The 15,105-nt window shown below is 35.9% G+C and carries 17 protein-coding genes; 8 read left to right on the forward strand and 9 right to left on the reverse strand.

Annotation, left to right across the window (positions count from 1 at the left end):
* Nucleotides 1-52 precede the first annotated feature (52 nt).
* Nucleotides 53-1,342, forward strand: a complete 1,290-nt coding sequence (gene fahA / locus INR75_RS17990) for a fumarylacetoacetase (RefSeq protein WP_223089903.1) — start codon at nucleotides 53-55, stop codon at nucleotides 1,340-1,342.
* Nucleotides 1,343-1,399: 57 nt separating this feature from the next.
* On the opposite strand, the gene INR75_RS17995 is transcribed toward fahA, so the two are convergent.
* Both INR75_RS17995 and ytxJ read right to left on the reverse strand, forming a co-directional pair.
* On the reverse strand, nucleotides 1,400-1,609 hold the full coding sequence (locus INR75_RS17995; protein ID WP_092541756.1) for a hypothetical protein: 210 nt from the start codon (nucleotides 1,607-1,609) through the stop codon (nucleotides 1,400-1,402).
* Nucleotides 1,610-1,730: 121 nt separating this feature from the next.
* Entirely contained in the window at nucleotides 1,731-2,126 is a 396-nt protein-coding gene (gene ytxJ / locus INR75_RS18000; protein WP_223089904.1) for a bacillithiol system redox-active protein YtxJ, read from the reverse strand.
* A gap of 177 nt (nucleotides 2,127-2,303) precedes the next feature.
* On the opposite strand from ytxJ, the gene clpB reads away from it, so the two are divergent.
* Nucleotides 2,304-4,910, forward strand: coding sequence for an ATP-dependent chaperone ClpB (gene clpB, locus INR75_RS18005; RefSeq protein ID WP_223089905.1), 2,607 nt, complete (start codon nucleotides 2,304-2,306; stop codon nucleotides 4,908-4,910).
* 79 nt (nucleotides 4,911-4,989) lie between these two features.
* Here clpB and INR75_RS18010 read toward each other — a convergent pair whose 3' ends face one another.
* Nucleotides 4,990-5,175 (reverse strand): CsbD family protein, encoded by a 186-nt coding sequence (locus INR75_RS18010; RefSeq protein WP_092541750.1) that lies wholly within the window; start codon nucleotides 5,173-5,175, stop codon nucleotides 4,990-4,992.
* Nucleotides 5,176-5,286: 111 nt separating this feature from the next.
* On the opposite strand from INR75_RS18010, the gene INR75_RS18015 reads away from it, so the two are divergent.
* Nucleotides 5,287-6,309: an esterase-like activity of phytase family protein gene (locus INR75_RS18015; RefSeq protein WP_255584586.1), complete on the forward strand. Its 1,023-nt coding sequence runs from the start codon at nucleotides 5,287-5,289 to the stop codon at nucleotides 6,307-6,309.
* Nucleotides 6,310-6,511: 202 nt separating this feature from the next.
* On the forward strand, nucleotides 6,512-7,057 hold the full coding sequence (locus INR75_RS18020; protein WP_255584587.1) for a phosphoglycerate mutase family protein: 546 nt from the start codon (nucleotides 6,512-6,514) through the stop codon (nucleotides 7,055-7,057).
* A 191-nt stretch (nucleotides 7,058-7,248) separates the two neighbouring features.
* On the opposite strand, the gene INR75_RS18025 is transcribed toward INR75_RS18020, so the two are convergent.
* Complete coding sequence (locus tag INR75_RS18025; protein WP_223089906.1) at nucleotides 7,249-8,649, reverse strand: NAD-dependent succinate-semialdehyde dehydrogenase; 1,401 nt, start codon at nucleotides 8,647-8,649, stop codon at nucleotides 7,249-7,251.
* A 188-nt stretch (nucleotides 8,650-8,837) separates the two neighbouring features.
* On the opposite strand from INR75_RS18025, the gene INR75_RS18030 reads away from it, so the two are divergent.
* Both INR75_RS18030 and INR75_RS18035 read left to right on the forward strand, forming a co-directional pair.
* Nucleotides 8,838-9,686: a hypothetical protein gene (locus tag INR75_RS18030; RefSeq protein WP_223089907.1), complete on the forward strand. Its 849-nt coding sequence runs from the start codon at nucleotides 8,838-8,840 to the stop codon at nucleotides 9,684-9,686.
* Between the two features lie 15 nt (nucleotides 9,687-9,701).
* Nucleotides 9,702-10,466, forward strand: a complete 765-nt coding sequence (locus tag INR75_RS18035; RefSeq protein ID WP_223089908.1) for a trans-aconitate 2-methyltransferase — start codon at nucleotides 9,702-9,704, stop codon at nucleotides 10,464-10,466.
* 31 nt (nucleotides 10,467-10,497) lie between these two features.
* On the opposite strand, the gene INR75_RS18040 is transcribed toward INR75_RS18035, so the two are convergent.
* Nucleotides 10,498-11,241: a DUF6503 family protein gene (locus INR75_RS18040; RefSeq protein WP_223089909.1), complete on the reverse strand. Its 744-nt coding sequence runs from the start codon at nucleotides 11,239-11,241 to the stop codon at nucleotides 10,498-10,500.
* Nucleotides 11,242-11,486: 245 nt separating this feature from the next.
* On the opposite strand from INR75_RS18040, the gene smpB reads away from it, so the two are divergent.
* Nucleotides 11,487-11,948, forward strand: a complete 462-nt coding sequence (gene smpB, locus INR75_RS18045; RefSeq protein WP_223089910.1) for an SsrA-binding protein SmpB — start codon at nucleotides 11,487-11,489, stop codon at nucleotides 11,946-11,948.
* Nucleotides 11,949-11,987: 39 nt separating this feature from the next.
* On the opposite strand, the gene INR75_RS18050 is transcribed toward smpB, so the two are convergent.
* The 4 genes from INR75_RS18050 to ruvX all read right to left on the reverse strand — a co-directional run bounded on the left by INR75_RS18050 (nucleotide 11,988) and on the right by ruvX (nucleotide 14,185).
* The gene (locus tag INR75_RS18050) at nucleotides 11,988-12,335 is read right to left on the reverse strand and encodes a hypothetical protein (RefSeq protein WP_139219177.1); all 348 of its coding nucleotides are present in this window, start codon (nucleotides 12,333-12,335) and stop codon (nucleotides 11,988-11,990) included.
* Between the two features lie 223 nt (nucleotides 12,336-12,558).
* Nucleotides 12,559-12,981, reverse strand: a complete 423-nt coding sequence (locus tag INR75_RS18055; protein WP_223089911.1) for a DUF5606 domain-containing protein — start codon at nucleotides 12,979-12,981, stop codon at nucleotides 12,559-12,561.
* Between the two features lie 57 nt (nucleotides 12,982-13,038).
* Nucleotides 13,039-13,629: a peptide deformylase gene (def, locus tag INR75_RS18060; protein WP_223089912.1), complete on the reverse strand. Its 591-nt coding sequence runs from the start codon at nucleotides 13,627-13,629 to the stop codon at nucleotides 13,039-13,041.
* 151 nt (nucleotides 13,630-13,780) lie between these two features.
* Nucleotides 13,781-14,185, reverse strand: coding sequence for a Holliday junction resolvase RuvX (gene ruvX / locus INR75_RS18065; protein ID WP_223089913.1), 405 nt, complete (start codon nucleotides 14,183-14,185; stop codon nucleotides 13,781-13,783).
* Nucleotides 14,186-14,273: 88 nt separating this feature from the next.
* On the opposite strand from ruvX, the gene INR75_RS18070 reads away from it, so the two are divergent.
* A complete protein-coding gene (locus tag INR75_RS18070) occupies nucleotides 14,274-15,089 on the forward strand; it encodes a 2,3,4,5-tetrahydropyridine-2,6-dicarboxylate N-succinyltransferase (protein ID WP_223089914.1) in 816 nt (271 codons plus the stop codon).
* Nucleotides 15,090-15,105: the final 16 nt, after the last annotated feature.

The following is a 15,105-nucleotide window of genomic DNA, read 5'->3' on the forward strand; positions in this document are numbered from 1 at the left end:
AGGAAAATAATATATTTGAATCAATCAGATTTTAACAAATTCTTATTTTTCTATGTCAATTACCGCAAACGATCCAAAAAGAAAAACCTGGTTGGAGATTTCTAAAGATACCGATTTCCCGATCCAGAACATTCCTTTTGGTGTATTTTTAACCAGAGACGATATCATTACTATTGGAACCAGAATCGGTGATTTTGCGATCGATCTTGGTGCACTACATCAGCTTGGTTATTTTGAGGGAATTCCTTTAACCGATGATATTTTCCTTCAGGATACTTTAAATGATTTTATTTCTGACGGAAAAAAAACGTGGAGATTAGTAAGGAATAGAATTGCTGAAATCTTTGACGAAAACAACGAAGATTTAAAGAACAACCAGGAACATCGAAATGTAGTGCTATTCACTTTAGATGAAATAGAAATGCAAATGCCGGTGCAGGTTGGCGATTATACAGATTTTTATTCAAGTAAGGAACATGCAACCAATGTTGGCAGTATGTTTCGTGATAAAGAAAATGCACTATTACCAAACTGGCTGCACATCCCCGTAGGTTATCATGGTAGAAGCTCTTCGATCGTTACCAGCCATATTCCTATTCACCGTCCTAAAGGACAAACAATGCCAGAAGGTGCTAATGAACCTGTATTTGGACCTTCAAAACAGGTAGATTTTGAAATGGAAATGGCTTTTATTACCACAGATGCTAATTTATTAGGAGAACCAATTCCTGTTGATGAAGCTGAAGAATATATCTTCGGAATGGTAATGTTTAACGATTGGAGTGCTCGCGATATTCAGAAATGGGAATATGCACCACTTGGACCTTTCTTAGCTAAAAACTTTGCTTCTTCTATTTCGCCATGGATCGTAACCATGGATGCTTTGGAACCTTTTAGAACTAAAGGACCAGATCCAGAAAAAGAACTGATGTCTTATTTAAAATACACAGGTAAAAAGAGTTTCGATATTAATCTTGAAGTTTATCTAAAACCAGAAGGTAGCGAGGAAAACTTACTCAGTAAGACAAATTATAAGTATTTGTATTGGAATATGAGTCAGCAGTTGGCGCATCATACTATTAATGGTTGCCCGGTAAATTCTGGAGATATGATGGCATCTGGAACTATTTCTGGCCCAACTCCAGATACCTACGGAAGCATGTTAGAACTTTCTTGGAAAGGAGAAAAACCAGTTAAATTAGGCGACGGCAATACTCGTAGCTTTATCGAAGATAATGATACGGTAATTATGAGAGGTCACTGTGAAAATGAGAGCATACGGATTGGTTTTGGTGAAATTAACACCAAGATTTTACCAGTATTCGAACCTAAAAAGAAATAACTATTCCTAAATATAGGTCATAAAAAAAGCTGCCAGATCATGGCAGCTTTTTTTATTTTATCGACTGTAGCTTCTAAATTCCCTCGACTCGCGCATCGCCGCCTCGGCAGCTTTTTTCTCGTCGCTAGATCCGCCTTTCTTTCGATCTTCAGGCAAATTAGCTTCGCTGTAATCTTGGAACTCTCGCTGTTGTCTGTCGTTATCCTGACTTTTCTTGATGGCTTCCCATCTTTTTTCAAGTTCTTTAAAATCTATCTCTTTATCCATAACTGTGATTAATCTTTAAACCTGATCCAAAATTACAAATGATGAATCTTTTTGACATATTGATTAATAATCTTTAACAATGGTTTCTAAATTTAAATTAAAAAAAGAAAATATTCAAATATTATAAGAATTCCTTGATATTATTCACATCGATATCCTGGTGAGAACTATGATGAACCACCTCTTTTTGCTGAAGTATGATGAGCTGTGGGCTCTCGTGCCTTACCTTAAATCGATCTGCAATTTCATTAGAAATATCACGATGACTAAGCAGGTCTAAAAAGTATAATTTAACCTCAGCATCTTCAGGAATATCATAAGAATTTTCAAATTGTCTTAACACCATTCGGCTAATTCCGCATCGAGTAGAATGTTTTAAAATTGCTACTAGTTGCTGCTGTGATTCCATTTCTGCAACTTCGACCTCAGAAATATCGGTTAACGGTCTCCAATTCACCTTAGATTGATTATTAGATTCATTCTCTCCTCCTCCAAACATTTTATCAAAAATTCCCATACTTAAATTTTTTGCAAAGATACACCTTAAAACCAGATGCTTACCCAATTTAAAAGATTTTCAGTATAAATACAAAAACTGTCGTTTTGTCTTAAGATTATTTAAAAATAATGTCAATTTGTCCAATTATTCGTAAGGTATAGGATTTGCTATTTAGAAATCAAAAAACAAAAGACTATGAATTTTAATAATTTCACAATAAAATCACAGGAGGCTATTCAGCAGGCGCAACAGCTTGCTCAGGAAATGGGCCATCAGCAAATCGAGAACGAACATCTATTTAAAGCGATCACGATCGTAGATGAAAATGTAACTCCATTTTTGCTGAAAAAGTTGAACATTAACGTTAACCTCTTCAATCAAATTCTGGATAACACGCTTCAGAGTTTTCCAAAAGTTAGCGGTGGAGATATCATGTTAAGTCGGGAGGCCGGCAAAACAGTAAATGAAGCATCGAGCATTGCCAAAAAAATGAACGATGAGTACGTTTCTGTAGAACATTTGATCCTGGCAATTTTTAAATCTTCCAGCAAAGTTTCTCAGATCTTAAAAGATCAGGGAGCAACTGAAAAAGGTTTAAAGGCAGCTATCGAAGAATTAAGAAAAGGTGATCGTGTAACTTCTCAAAGTGCTGAAGATACGTATAACTCTTTAAATAAGTATGCAAAAAACCTTAACCAGCTAGCAGAAACCGGAAAACTGGATCCTGTAATTGGTAGAGATGAAGAAATACGCCGAATCTTACAGATCTTATCGCGTAGAACCAAGAACAACCCAATGCTTGTTGGTGAACCAGGTACTGGTAAAACTGCGATTGCTGAAGGTTTAGCACATCGTATCGTAGCTGGTGACGTTCCTGAAAATCTTAAAGAGAAACAAATTTTCTCTTTAGATATGGGAGCACTAATTGCCGGAGCTAAATTTAAAGGAGAATTCGAGGAACGTTTAAAAGCGGTAATTAAAGAAGTAACCGGCAGCGATGGTAATATTGTTCTTTTTATCGATGAGATTCACACACTTGTTGGTGCCGGTGGTGGCCAGGGCGCGATGGATGCCGCAAACATTTTAAAACCTGCGCTTGCTCGTGGTGAGCTTAGAGCAATTGGAGCGACCACTTTAGATGAATATCAAAAGTATTTTGAAAAAGATAAAGCTTTAGAGCGTCGTTTTCAAAAAGTGATGGTTGAAGAACCAGATACCGAAAGTGCGATCTCGATACTTCGTGGTATTAAAGAAAAGTACGAGCAACACCATAAAGTTAGAATTAAGGATGAAGCGATCATCGCAGCGGTAGAACTATCGCAACGTTATATCACTAACCGATTTTTACCAGATAAGGCGATCGACCTTATGGATGAAGCTGCTTCTAAACTTCGAATGGAAATTAACTCTAAACCAGAAGAGTTAGATGTTTTAGATCGTAAGATCATGCAGCTGGAAATCGAGATCGAAGCAATTAAGCGCGAAAAGGATGAAGCAAAACTAAAATCTTTGCGTGCAGATTTAGCGAATCTTAAGGAAGAACGAAACGAAATCCATGCACAATGGAAAAATGAGAAAGAAGTTGTAGATAACATCCAGGGCGCTAAATCTGAAATTGAAGAATATAAACTGGAAGCCGAGCGTGCCGAGCGTGAAGGTGACTACGGAAAGGTTGCCGAGCTACGTTATGGTAAAATAAAAGAAGCCCAGGAGAAATTAGAGCGACTTCAGAAAGAAGTTCAGCAAAAAGAAAGTGGTAAATCTTTGATTCAGGAGGAAGTTACCAACGATGATATTGCTGAAGTTGTTGCAAAATGGACGGGAATTCCGGTAACTAAAATGTTACAAAGCGAACGTGAAAAATTACTGCGACTAGAAGACGAATTACACCGTCGCGTGGTAGGACAGGAAGAAGCGATCGTTGCGGTAAGTGATGCCGTGCGCAGAAGTCGTGCTGGATTACAGGATCAAAATCGACCAATTGGATCGTTTTTATTCCTGGGAACAACCGGAGTTGGTAAAACTGAATTAGCGAAAGCACTAGCAGAATATTTATTCGATGACGAATCGGCCATGACCAGGATCGACATGAGTGAATACCAGGAACGCCATTCAGTTAGCCGTTTAGTTGGTGCACCTCCGGGATATGTTGGTTACGACGAAGGTGGGCAGTTAACTGAAGCTGTTAGACGTAAACCCTATTCGGTTGTACTTTTAGATGAGATCGAAAAAGCGCATCCAGACACGTTTAATATCTTGTTACAGGTGCTTGATGAAGGACGCTTAACTGACAACAAAGGACGTTTAGCCGACTTTAAGAATACCATCATCATTATGACCTCGAATATGGGAAGCCAAATCATTCAGGATAAATTTGAAGCAATCCAGGATGTAGAAACCGCCATGGAAGCTGCAAAAACCGATGTTCTTGGTTTACTAAAACAAAACGTAAGACCAGAGTTTATAAACCGTATCGACGATATTGTAATGTTCTCGCCCTTAACTCAGCAAGACATTAAGCGAATCGTAGATCTTCAGTTAAAAGGAGTGAAGAAAATGCTGGCGAAACAAAATATTGTTTTAGATGCTACAGAACAGGCATTGAATTTCCTTGCAAAACGAGGTTTCGATCCACAATTTGGTGCACGACCAGTGAAGAGAACCGTACAGAAAGAAGTGTTGAATAAACTTTCTAAAGAGATTCTTTCTGGAAATATTCATACCGATAGTATCATATTATTGGATGAGTTTGACGATAATTTAGTATTCAGAAATCAGGAAGAACTAACTGCTTCTGAGTAATCGAAAAAAGAAAAAATAAGCACTAAAAAAGGGACTGTAAATTACAGTCCCTTTCTTATTACCTTCATAAAGCATTAAATTACCACTGCTCTATCTCGTACTTCAATTCCTGCTTGGTTTTGCCGGTTTTTTCCTGTAACCTTCCAAGCATTTCATCAAATTTTCCTTCAGCATAGGTTGCATCATCATCGGTTACTTCTCCATACTTCTGTTTGAATTCACCCTGCATCTGTTTCCATTTTCCTTCTAATTGATCATTATTCATAACACTTGATTTTTTTGGTTAACAATATAAATTTACTTCAATACTCAATAGATTCATCATAACAAATCGCCATATTTTACTTAAGCTTTTGTTATTTTTATCCTGAAAAAAATGATGATGAAGAAATTACCAATATTGGCCATTTTAGGACTGCTTTTTTGTTCTTGCGCAACCACCAGAAAAATAGAAGACGACAGAATAAAAATTAAGTTTCTGGACGAATATGTGATCGATAAAGATCTTACCTTAGACGATACTAAAGTCGGCGGATTATCTGGAATTGATTATAAAAACGACAAATATTACTTTATCGTCGATACACCTTCTGATGCCCGCTTTTACGAAGCTGAAATTGATCTCTCCGGAAATAAAATTGATACCGTAAACTTCAAAAAAACGGTAATAATCGAAAGATCTGCTGAATTTTTCAAGGAACATACATTAGATCCTGAAGCAATTCGATTTTCACCTGAAGAAAACCAGGTTTACATTAGCAGTGAAGGAAGTATAAATAATGAAAAAGATCCTTCAGTATTTATTTTAGACGAAAATGGTAATTTTAAGGATGCTTTTAAAATTCCGCAGCATTTTACAGCAACCGGAGAACAAAAACCTAGACATAACGGAGTTTTTGAAGGTTTAACCGAAGCTTCAGATAAAAAAGGAATTTGGGTAGCTACAGAACTTCCGTTAGAAAAAGATGGCCCTAAACCTAAACTATTCCCTACAAAATCTTTTATCAGAATCACTTATTTTGATAAAGAATCGATGGAAGCGACCAATCAATTTGCCTATCGATTAGACGGAATTTCAAAAATCCCTTGGAACTATTTTGCAATTAATGGCGTAACCGAACTTTTAGAATACAAACCTGGCAATTTCCTGGTTTTAGAACGCGCTTATTCCGCAGGACATGGATCGCATAGCAATACGGTAAAAATTTTTGATGTTGATACGAAAAGAGCAACCAATATCCTGGAAAAAGAATCACTAAAAGAAGCCAGTTTTTCACCGGCCAGAAAACGTTTGGTCTTTGATTTTAAATCGGTAAAAGATCAACTCACCGATAAAATAATTGATAATATAGAAGGAATGTGCTTTGGCCCAAAACTCGAAAATGGGAAACAGTCTTAATTCGTAATTTCAGACAATAATTTTAACAGCTTCGGGCGACAAATAACGCAACTTATTCTTTTGGAAATTGATATTGAAGAATAAATTATGGTGATGAGATCCTGAATCAAGCCTGTCAGCCGGCGAGGCAGGTTCAGGGTGACCATACCTCAATACTAGCTATTACTGAAATTTAAAATTCAAACTAAACCAACTAAAAAATATGAAACAAATTATCAAATATCTATTCTTAAGCTTTCTTTTCTTATCAATTTCCTGCCAGCAACAACCGAAGAAAAAAGAAGAAAAAAATGAACCAAAATTAGAGAAAATCAGCACTTATTATTTTATAAGACATGCTGAAAAAGACACTACAGATACCGGTAACCGCAATCCCGCTTTAACCGAAGAAGGAAAAGAGCGCGCCCAAAAATGGAAAGCTATTTTTGCTGAAGTTGATTTTGATGCGGTATATAGTTCAGATTTTATTAGAACCGTAGAAACCGGGAAACCTACCGCAGTAAGTAAAGGTCTTAAAGTTAAAATCTACGATCACACCAAATTAAATTCCGAAGCATTTAAAAAAGCAACCGAAGGCAAAAAAGTGCTGGTCGTAGGACATACTAATACAACACCATATTTCGCAAATGCCGTTTTGGGAAAAGAACATTTTAAGAACGATATTGATGAATCACAACACGGTAAATTATTTATCGTTCAGGTAAATCCCAATGGAGAAAATACGATCGAAAATCTAACGATCAATTAAATAAAATCTATAAGTAAACCACCTCGATACAAGCTCACATTAATGGAAGTAAATTTGTAATCTCGTGGTAAGCTTTGGGAGTATTATTCCCTTTGGCGGTGCCAATGCAAAAAGCCGTGAAAACTAATTCACGGCTTTTTCTCCAACCAATTGCGCTGAAACTAAATCCAGCGTCTTTTAATTGTTCAATATTATCCTTCTAAAATATTGATCGCTTTGGTGTTTACAAATTCTTTGATTCCAAAGCCACCGTGTTCTCTACCATATCCAGAGTTTTTAACTCCTCCAAATGGCATATTTGGTTGTGCTACGCCAAAAGAGTTAATAAATACCATTCCGGTATCAAAATGCTTTTCAGCTAGCTCAATCGCTTTTTTCTCATCTTTAGAGAAGATTCCGCCACCAAGACCAAATCTACTATCGTTGGCAATTCTCATAGCATCTTCGTCGTCTTTCGCTTTAATTACAGAAGCTACCGGGCCAAAAAGCTCATCGTCGTAAGCTGGCTGTCCTGGATTTACGTTTGCCAGTACAGTTGCTGGATAAAAATATCCTTCACCATCTGGGATTCCGCCACCACAAAGTACTTTTGCTCCGTTTTTCACACTTTCCTCTACCTGATCGTGTAATTTTTCACGAAGATCTTTACGTGCCATTGGTCCTATCTGAGAATCCTCTTTAGTAGGATCTCCCATTTTTACGTTCTTCATTTTTTCTGTAAATGCTTCTAAGAACGCATCATAATTCTTCTCTGTCACTATAAATCTTTTTGCAGCCACGCAGGTTTCACCATTATTATAGATTCTACCTTTTACACTCCATTCTACTGCAGTGTCAAGATCTGCATCATCTAATACTAAATATGCATCATTAGATCCTAGTTCCAGTACGGTCTTTTTAAGGTTTCCTGCAGCTTTTTCTGCTACTGCCCTACCACCGTTTGGACTTCCGGTAAAAGTTACTCCTCTAACAAAATCATTATCGATAATATCATTAGACTGATCGTGATCGATGATCAATACTTTAAATAAGTTTTTAGGTAAACCTGCTCTTTCAAAGATTTCCTCTAGCATTAAACCAGATCCTGTGGTTCCTTCAGCATGTTTTAACAACACTCCGTTTCCGGCCATTAGGTTTGCAATCGCATAACGTACAACCTGGTATGCTGGGAAATTCCATGGTTGGATTCCGTAGATCACACCTATTGGAGAATACGTTATAATTCCGCGACCACCACCTGGTAATTCACGCTCTGGTTCATTTTGTAATTCTTTTGCGCCATTTTCAGCAGTATATTCACAAATTGTAGCACAAAGCTCAATTTCTTCTTCTCCCTGACTCACTAATTTCCCCATCTCTTGGGTCATTAGCTGAGAAAATTCAGATTTATAATCTCTAAGAGTTTCAGCAATCTTTTTAAGAACTACTCCTCTTTCTTCTAAAGATTTGTGTTTCCAGTCTACAAAAGCTTCGTGACATTTCTTAACTGCTTCACTAGCTTCTTCATTGGTCATTAACGGATAATCCTTAAGTTTTTCTCCTGTTGTTGGATTAATCGTTGTAATAACATCGTTTTCAATTAATGTACTCATAGCTTTTAATTTTTTTCTAAGGTACGATAGGACTTCAGGCTTTGCTGATAAAGCCCCGTTAAAGCTTTTCGAAATTCACGTTAATTGAGATTTGTTAACAGAATTACGCCAGGTATTAATTGTTCGTTTAGAAATTGAATTCATTTTCATATTAATTCGCTAAATTTAATTTTCATTTCGGTTAATAGATGCGAAAATTACTTTGTTTACTTTACATCCTAAGCGCTTTTTCCTGCGCCTCTAAAATGAAAATAAAAGGAGAAGCAACTCAACAATTTGCTCCGCTCAAGAAGAACGAAACTGTCGCTATTATCGAAGAATATAAAAAGATCCCAGATTCTGTTGAATATCAAAACATTGGTGAATTTCAACTAAAAGATGGTGGCCTAACGGTAGATTGCAGTTACGAACATGTATTGGATCTTGCTAAAAATAAAGCCAGAAAACTTGGCGGAAATGCAATTAGGATCATCCAACATAAAATGCCGGGAGCTTTTTCGTCCTGTCACCAGATCAAATTCGAAATTCTAAAAATGAAAGATGTTTTTGCTTTTCAGAAAATGTTGATCTGGAGTAAAGAGAACAAAATAGGCTGGAAATATTTTAAAGGCGCTCCAAAGATCGAACGCCCATCATTTCTTTGTGCTACCCTAAATGTAGATTATAAAGACTACAAAATTGGTGGTAAAGGAAGAATAGAAGTTTTACCGGTAATTGTTTTCGATTGCAGTTACATTCAACCCAATTATCAAAATAAGCATCAGTTGGAATACAATCAGCTAAAATTCGACCTTCTGGAACTTTACGCGCGTAAAATGCGTGAAGCTTTTAATGCTGCTAATATCGACTCGCAGCTGAAGTGGCAAAAGTTTGCTGAAGAAATCTACAACGAGATCTTTAATGATTTTGAAACTGAGATCTATTACCTGGAAACCGAAACCAATTTTGGACTGGAATACACTGAAACTTTACGCTGGAAATACCGTTTAAAAGAAGAATTAGCAGAAACCGCTGCTTTAAGCACCGATTCTATTTAACCTAAAATCTAAAAAATGACTACAAGCTGGGATGCGAAATTATATAATACAAAGCATGATTTTGTTTTTCATTACGGAAGTTCACTAATCGAACTTCTAAAACCAAAGAAAGATGAATTGATCTTGGATCTTGGTTGCGGTGCCGGGCAACTGACTGAGGAAATTGCGAAAAGCGGAGCCAAAGTTATGGGCATGGACGCTTCTGAAAGTATGATCGAAAGTGCCAGCAACAATTTCCCCGAACTGGAATTTAGAATTGCTAATGCTGAAAGTTTTGATTTTGCTGAAAAATTTGATGCTATTTTCTCGAATGCCACTTTGCATTGGGTTAAGAACTATAAAGCAGCTGTGGCGAATATGTTTCAGCACTTAAATGAAAGTGGACGTTTAATTATCGAATTTGGTGGAAAAGGGAATGTTCAGAAAATCGAACAGACACTAAAAGCCGTATTGAAAGAAAAAAACTATTCAAAACAGGCCAATATCAACTTATGGTTTTTCCCTTCTATTGCTGAATACTCCAACATATTAGAAGAAACAGGTTTTGAAGTTCGTTTAGCCGAATTATATGATCGACCAACCAAATTAGCCGATGAAAAAACCGGGATAAAAGACTGGATTTCGATGTTTGGCAAGACTTTTTTTGAAGGTATTCCTGAAAATGATGCTGAAATCATTAAAAATGAAGTTCAAAACCGACTAAAACCGGAACTTTTAAAAGAAAATACTTGGTATGCCGATTACAGGCGTTTAAGAATAATTGCCTATAAAAACAGCTAATATTGAATTTAAGAATCAGCTTTAAACAAAACTATTCAGAAAAATTAACCTCAACATCTTCAGTAATGATTTCCGAAAATAATTCTAATTCTTCAGCTTCGTAAAGTTCATCAAGACTTTCTAAAGGCGTAGAAAGATCGTCTTCAGCATAATTTTTATAATCTACAAAGCGAATTCCTTTTATCATTCGTTCATTAAAGGCTTCTCTAAAACGAATTCCGCCTTCATTTACGTGATAGCTGTACGCCAGATAATCTACCGTAAATGTATTGGTATTAATCCAATAGAGATATTCATCTTCATAATCGGTGCCGCCACCATCTTGATTAAAACTAACTTTAATTTCGTAATATTCTTTACCTTTAATACTGTCTTTCCCTAAAAGATCTTTATTCACCGCATCACCATTTAGACCGTAAGGCAATTGCACAAAATAATGTACAGAATTTACCGAATTTGAGTAGGTACTGGCTATAGAATCTGGCAAGTTAACAGGCTTCTCATTCTGCGTTCGAGAAAAATCATTATTGGTTAATTTATCGATAATTTTATTTCCTAAAGAATCTTCCTGATGGCGCTCCAATTGAAATTGCCCATTTTTCCTGGTACTTTTATAATGCTTATCACGAAAATTAAAAGTGATTGTTGCTGAATCGTATTTCTTTCCGCCAGAGGCTTCAATAGATCTATTAATGATCTCTTTAGCATCAAGCTCTTTTTGCTGACAAGAAATACTAAATACTGAAATTATAAAGAGTAGGGTAATTTTTTTCATAGATTAAAATTGTCGGCAAAGATAATAAATCCTTTCAGCAATTGAAGACTAAAGGAAAATTGAAAAGAATTCTTACTTTTGTTTGTTACGATTTTTGTAAAATGAGTAAATAATCTTGTGAAGCTTATTACTTTTGCTTTCTATACAAGTTCACTTCCTGTTGGCAACAGGTTTTGAATATTAAAAAAGAATTCCATTTTAAATCCGGATATAGAAAATTTTAATGGATTTCAAATTCAATTTAAATGAAACAAGCGAACACTATAAATATCAAGAACCGAAAGGCTAAATTTCAATATGAATTTCTGGACAAGTATGTTGCAGGAATCAAATTAGCCGGAACCGAAATTAAAGCGATACGGCAGGGTAAAGCTTCTATCGCCGAGAGTTTTTGTGAGTTTCAGGATGGTGAGCTTTATGTAATAAATATGCATGTTGAAGAATATTCTCATGCCACCCATTTTAACCACAGTCCAAAAAGCGAACGTAAACTTTTATTACAGAAAAGAGAATTACGAAAATTGGAAAAAGAGGTTAAAAACGGCGGATTAACCATTATCCCGCTTCGATTATTTATTAACGACCGCGGAATCGCAAAATTACAGATCACACTTGCCAAAGGTAAAAAGCTTTACGATAAGCGTGAAACCATTAAAGATCGTGATAACAAACGTAAACTAGACCGCATAAAAAAGGAGTATAATTAAAAAATTATACTCCTCTTCATTTGGAAAAAATAATCTAATCTATTTCAACTCTCCGTAACTAAAAGCTTTATCTAAATTGGCTTTAATCGTTTTTCGATGAATAAAGAAATTTTCATCGTCGGTTCTTTTTAGCACTGCAAAAGTTCCTTTTTTGGTATTTTCTACGGAAACAATTTCTACTTCCAATCCGTCTAATTTCTTATAATTTGGTCGTTCTCCCTGTTTTACCAACATATTTAATTTAGGCAGTTTTAGGGATTTGAACTTTAAATTACTGTTAGAATTGATCGTAAAAACATCTCCTTCTTTTACATTTTCTGGTTGTTCCTGGCCATAACTAAAACCACAAACAAGTAGGCTAAAACAAAATAAAAATATAGTTCTCATTGGTTCTGGATTTTGAATCAAAACTATCGGCTTCAATTTAAAATATTATTGGATTTAGATTAAAATGTGATTAGAAATCGTTAATTTATTAATAATATAAGTTAATTTTTATCAAATCATCAATTTGTGAGACGAGTAACTATCTGAATTTCAGAGAAATAAAAAGCCTGTCTTAGCAATTCGCTAAAACAGGCCTTTCGCTGTTTTGAAATAATCTTATAAACTATTCTTCTTCACTACTGGCTTCAACCTCTTCTCCTTTAGAAAAATCGGTAAATCCATTTTTAGTAAGAAGGTTATACCATTGGATAATTTTCTTGATATCACTCGTGTAAACCCGGTCTACATCATAATCTGGTAATACCTCAGCAAAGTAATTTTCCAATTCGTTTTTAGAAGCTTTGTGGCTAATTGCTTCACCACCATCTTCTTTTTGTTTAATATTTTCTAGAACCTGCCCCAAAGGCACTTCTTCTGTATAAGTATAGATCGCAATTTCGCTAAGAATGCTCACATTGTGACGCATATTCACAGCAATTTTTTTTCCATCTAAGATTGATTTTGCAATAAATCCGCCTCTTGTTTGAGCGGCAAGCTCATACAAACCTGGTTTTCCTGATATTGCTAAAATTTTATCTAATGCCATAGTCTCGTTTGAATTTGGGTGGCAAATATCACACCCCGCTTTAAATTATCAAAAATATTAACGACCTTTTTTTGCGCTAGGAAAACGCATCTTGTAGTCTACTTTTATTTTTCCTGAAGAAATCTTTTTTAAACGTCCGTTAATCAGGCGTTTCTTAAGGCTAGAGATCTTTTCAGTAAAAAGAATACCTTCTGTATGATCGTACTCATGCTGAACTACACGCGCCGCTAGACCGGTAAAAGTTTCTTTTTTCGTTTCAAAATTCTCATCCTGATATTCGATAGTTACCTCTGGTTTTCTAAAAATATCTTCCCTAACATCTGGGATACTTAAACAACCTTCAGAAAAAGCCCACTCGTCCCCGGTTTCTTCTATGATCTGCGCATTGATAAAAACCTTTTTAAATCCTTTTAGATATTCTTTTTCCGAAGCACTTAGATCATCATCTTCAGCAAAAGGAGCGGCATCGATCACAAATAATCTGATAGGAACCCCAACTTGTGGAGCAGCAAGGCCAACACCATAGGCATTGTACATCGTATCCCACATATTACTAATTAATTCTTCTAACTTTGGATAATCCTTATCAATTGGTTTTGCCTTCCTTTTTAATACCGGATCACCGTAGGCAACTATTGGTAAAATCATATACTGTTCTTTATTCTCTTTTTAAGTTGTAATGTCTATTGTAAATTAAATAATGCATAATGATTAAGTTATAATTAAACCTCATACATTAACTAATTTAATTCTGAAGTAAATACCTACCTTAAATTGGACTTATTTAATCCTGAAAAGTTTAATAAAGATAAGACTGAAGGATAATGGTTGCGCTAACCTCATCAACCAAAGCTTTATTTTGTCGCTTCTTCTTTTTGAGTCCGCTATCGATCATGGTTTGAAAAGCCATTTTACTGGTAAAACGCTCGTCGACACGTACCAGCTTCATATCAGGAAATTTCTCGGTGAATTTTTTAAGAAATTCAGCAATAAAAACTTCACTCTGGCTAGCCGAATTATCCTTTTGCTTTGGCTCTCCTACCACCACGGTTTCTACCTTTTCTTTTTTAAAATAATCTTCAAGAAAATTTAAAAGAGATGCGGTATCAACTGTGGTAAGTCCGCTGGCAATCATCTGAAGTTCATCGGTAACGGCTATTCCCGTTCGTTTTACTCCATAATCTAATGCCATTACTCTTGCCATACTTCAAAATTTATGCAAAGGTAAGGTTTATATCCATAGCTCCCCAAAAATTACAATGAAGCTATTATATTTGCTAAAAATTAGATTTATGGATCACTTAAAAACGAAAATCGAAGCAGCCTGGGAAAATCGCGAGCTGTTAAAAGATAAAGAAACTACCGATGCCATTAGAGAGGTTGTTACTCTTTTGGACGAAGGTAAACTAAGAACTGCCGAGCCAATTGAAGGTGGATGGCAGGTAAACGAGTGGGTTAAGAAAGGTGTTGTACTTTACTTCCCTATCCAAAAAATGGAAACTCTTGAAGCTGGAATCTTCGAGTACCATGATAAAATGCCTTTAAAGAAAGGTTATAAAGAAAAAGGAATTCGTGTAGTACCAAACGCTGTAGCAAGACACGGAGCTTACATCTCTAGCGGTGTTATTATGATGCCAAGTTATGTAAACATCGGTGCTTACGTAGACGAAGGTACTATGGTAGATACCTGGGCGACTGTTGGTAGTTGTGCACAAATCGGTAAAAACGTTCACCTTAGTGGTGGTGTTGGTATTGGCGGTGTTTTAGAGCCATTGCAAGCCTCTCCTGTAATTATTGAAGATAACGCATTCCTAGGATCTCGTAGCATCGTTGTAGAAGGTGTTCGTGTAGAAAAAGAAGCCGTTCTTGGAGCAAATGTTGTACTTACTGCTTCAACAAAAATTATCGATGTAACTGGTGACGAGCCTGTAGAAATGAAAGGAATTGTTCCTGCAAGATCTGTAGTGATTCCTGGAAGTTATACCAAAAAATTCCCAGCCGGAGAATTTAATGTACCATGTGCATTAATTATTGGAAAACGTAAAGAAAGTACCAACAAGAAAACTTCTCTAAACGATGCGCTTAGAGAATATGATGTTGCGGTATAAATGAAAATTCTGGTAA

Origin of the sequence: Zunongwangia sp. SCSIO 43204, assembly GCF_019904275.1 — a bacterium.
In the GTDB taxonomy this organism is placed as follows: Bacteria; Bacteroidota; Bacteroidia; order Flavobacteriales; family Flavobacteriaceae; genus Zunongwangia; species Zunongwangia mangrovi.

Excerpts from the sequence above, each read along its gene's own strand:
- fahA (WP_223089903.1), top strand. The coding sequence starts at position 53 with ATGTCAATTACCGCAAACGATCCAAAAAGAAAAACCTGGTTGGAGATT.
- INR75_RS17995 (WP_092541756.1), bottom strand. The coding sequence starts at position 1,609 with ATGGATAAAGAGATAGATTTTAAAGAACTTGAAAAAAGATGGGAAGCC.
- ytxJ (WP_223089904.1), bottom strand. The coding sequence starts at position 2,126 with ATGGGAATTTTTGATAAAATGTTTGGAGGAGGAGAGAATGAATCTAAT.
- clpB (WP_223089905.1), top strand. The coding sequence starts at position 2,304 with ATGAATTTTAATAATTTCACAATAAAATCACAGGAGGCTATTCAGCAG.
- INR75_RS18010 (WP_092541750.1), bottom strand. The coding sequence starts at position 5,175 with ATGAATAATGATCAATTAGAAGGAAAATGGAAACAGATGCAGGGTGAA.
- INR75_RS18015 (WP_255584586.1), top strand. The coding sequence starts at position 5,287 with ATGATGATGAAGAAATTACCAATATTGGCCATTTTAGGACTGCTTTTT.
- INR75_RS18020 (WP_255584587.1), top strand. The coding sequence starts at position 6,512 with ATGAAACAAATTATCAAATATCTATTCTTAAGCTTTCTTTTCTTATCA.
- INR75_RS18025 (WP_223089906.1), bottom strand. The coding sequence starts at position 8,649 with ATGAGTACATTAATTGAAAACGATGTTATTACAACGATTAATCCAACA.
- INR75_RS18030 (WP_223089907.1), top strand. The coding sequence starts at position 8,838 with ATGCGAAAATTACTTTGTTTACTTTACATCCTAAGCGCTTTTTCCTGC.
- INR75_RS18035 (WP_223089908.1), top strand. The coding sequence starts at position 9,702 with ATGACTACAAGCTGGGATGCGAAATTATATAATACAAAGCATGATTTT.
- INR75_RS18040 (WP_223089909.1), bottom strand. The coding sequence starts at position 11,241 with ATGAAAAAAATTACCCTACTCTTTATAATTTCAGTATTTAGTATTTCT.
- smpB (WP_223089910.1), top strand. The coding sequence starts at position 11,487 with ATGAAACAAGCGAACACTATAAATATCAAGAACCGAAAGGCTAAATTT.
- INR75_RS18050 (WP_139219177.1), bottom strand. The coding sequence starts at position 12,335 with ATGAGAACTATATTTTTATTTTGTTTTAGCCTACTTGTTTGTGGTTTT.
- INR75_RS18055 (WP_223089911.1), bottom strand. The coding sequence starts at position 12,981 with ATGGCATTAGATAAAATTTTAGCAATATCAGGAAAACCAGGTTTGTAT.
- def (WP_223089912.1), bottom strand. The coding sequence starts at position 13,629 with ATGATTTTACCAATAGTTGCCTACGGTGATCCGGTATTAAAAAGGAAG.
- ruvX (WP_223089913.1), bottom strand. The coding sequence starts at position 14,185 with ATGGCAAGAGTAATGGCATTAGATTATGGAGTAAAACGAACGGGAATA.
- INR75_RS18070 (WP_223089914.1), top strand. The coding sequence starts at position 14,274 with ATGGATCACTTAAAAACGAAAATCGAAGCAGCCTGGGAAAATCGCGAG.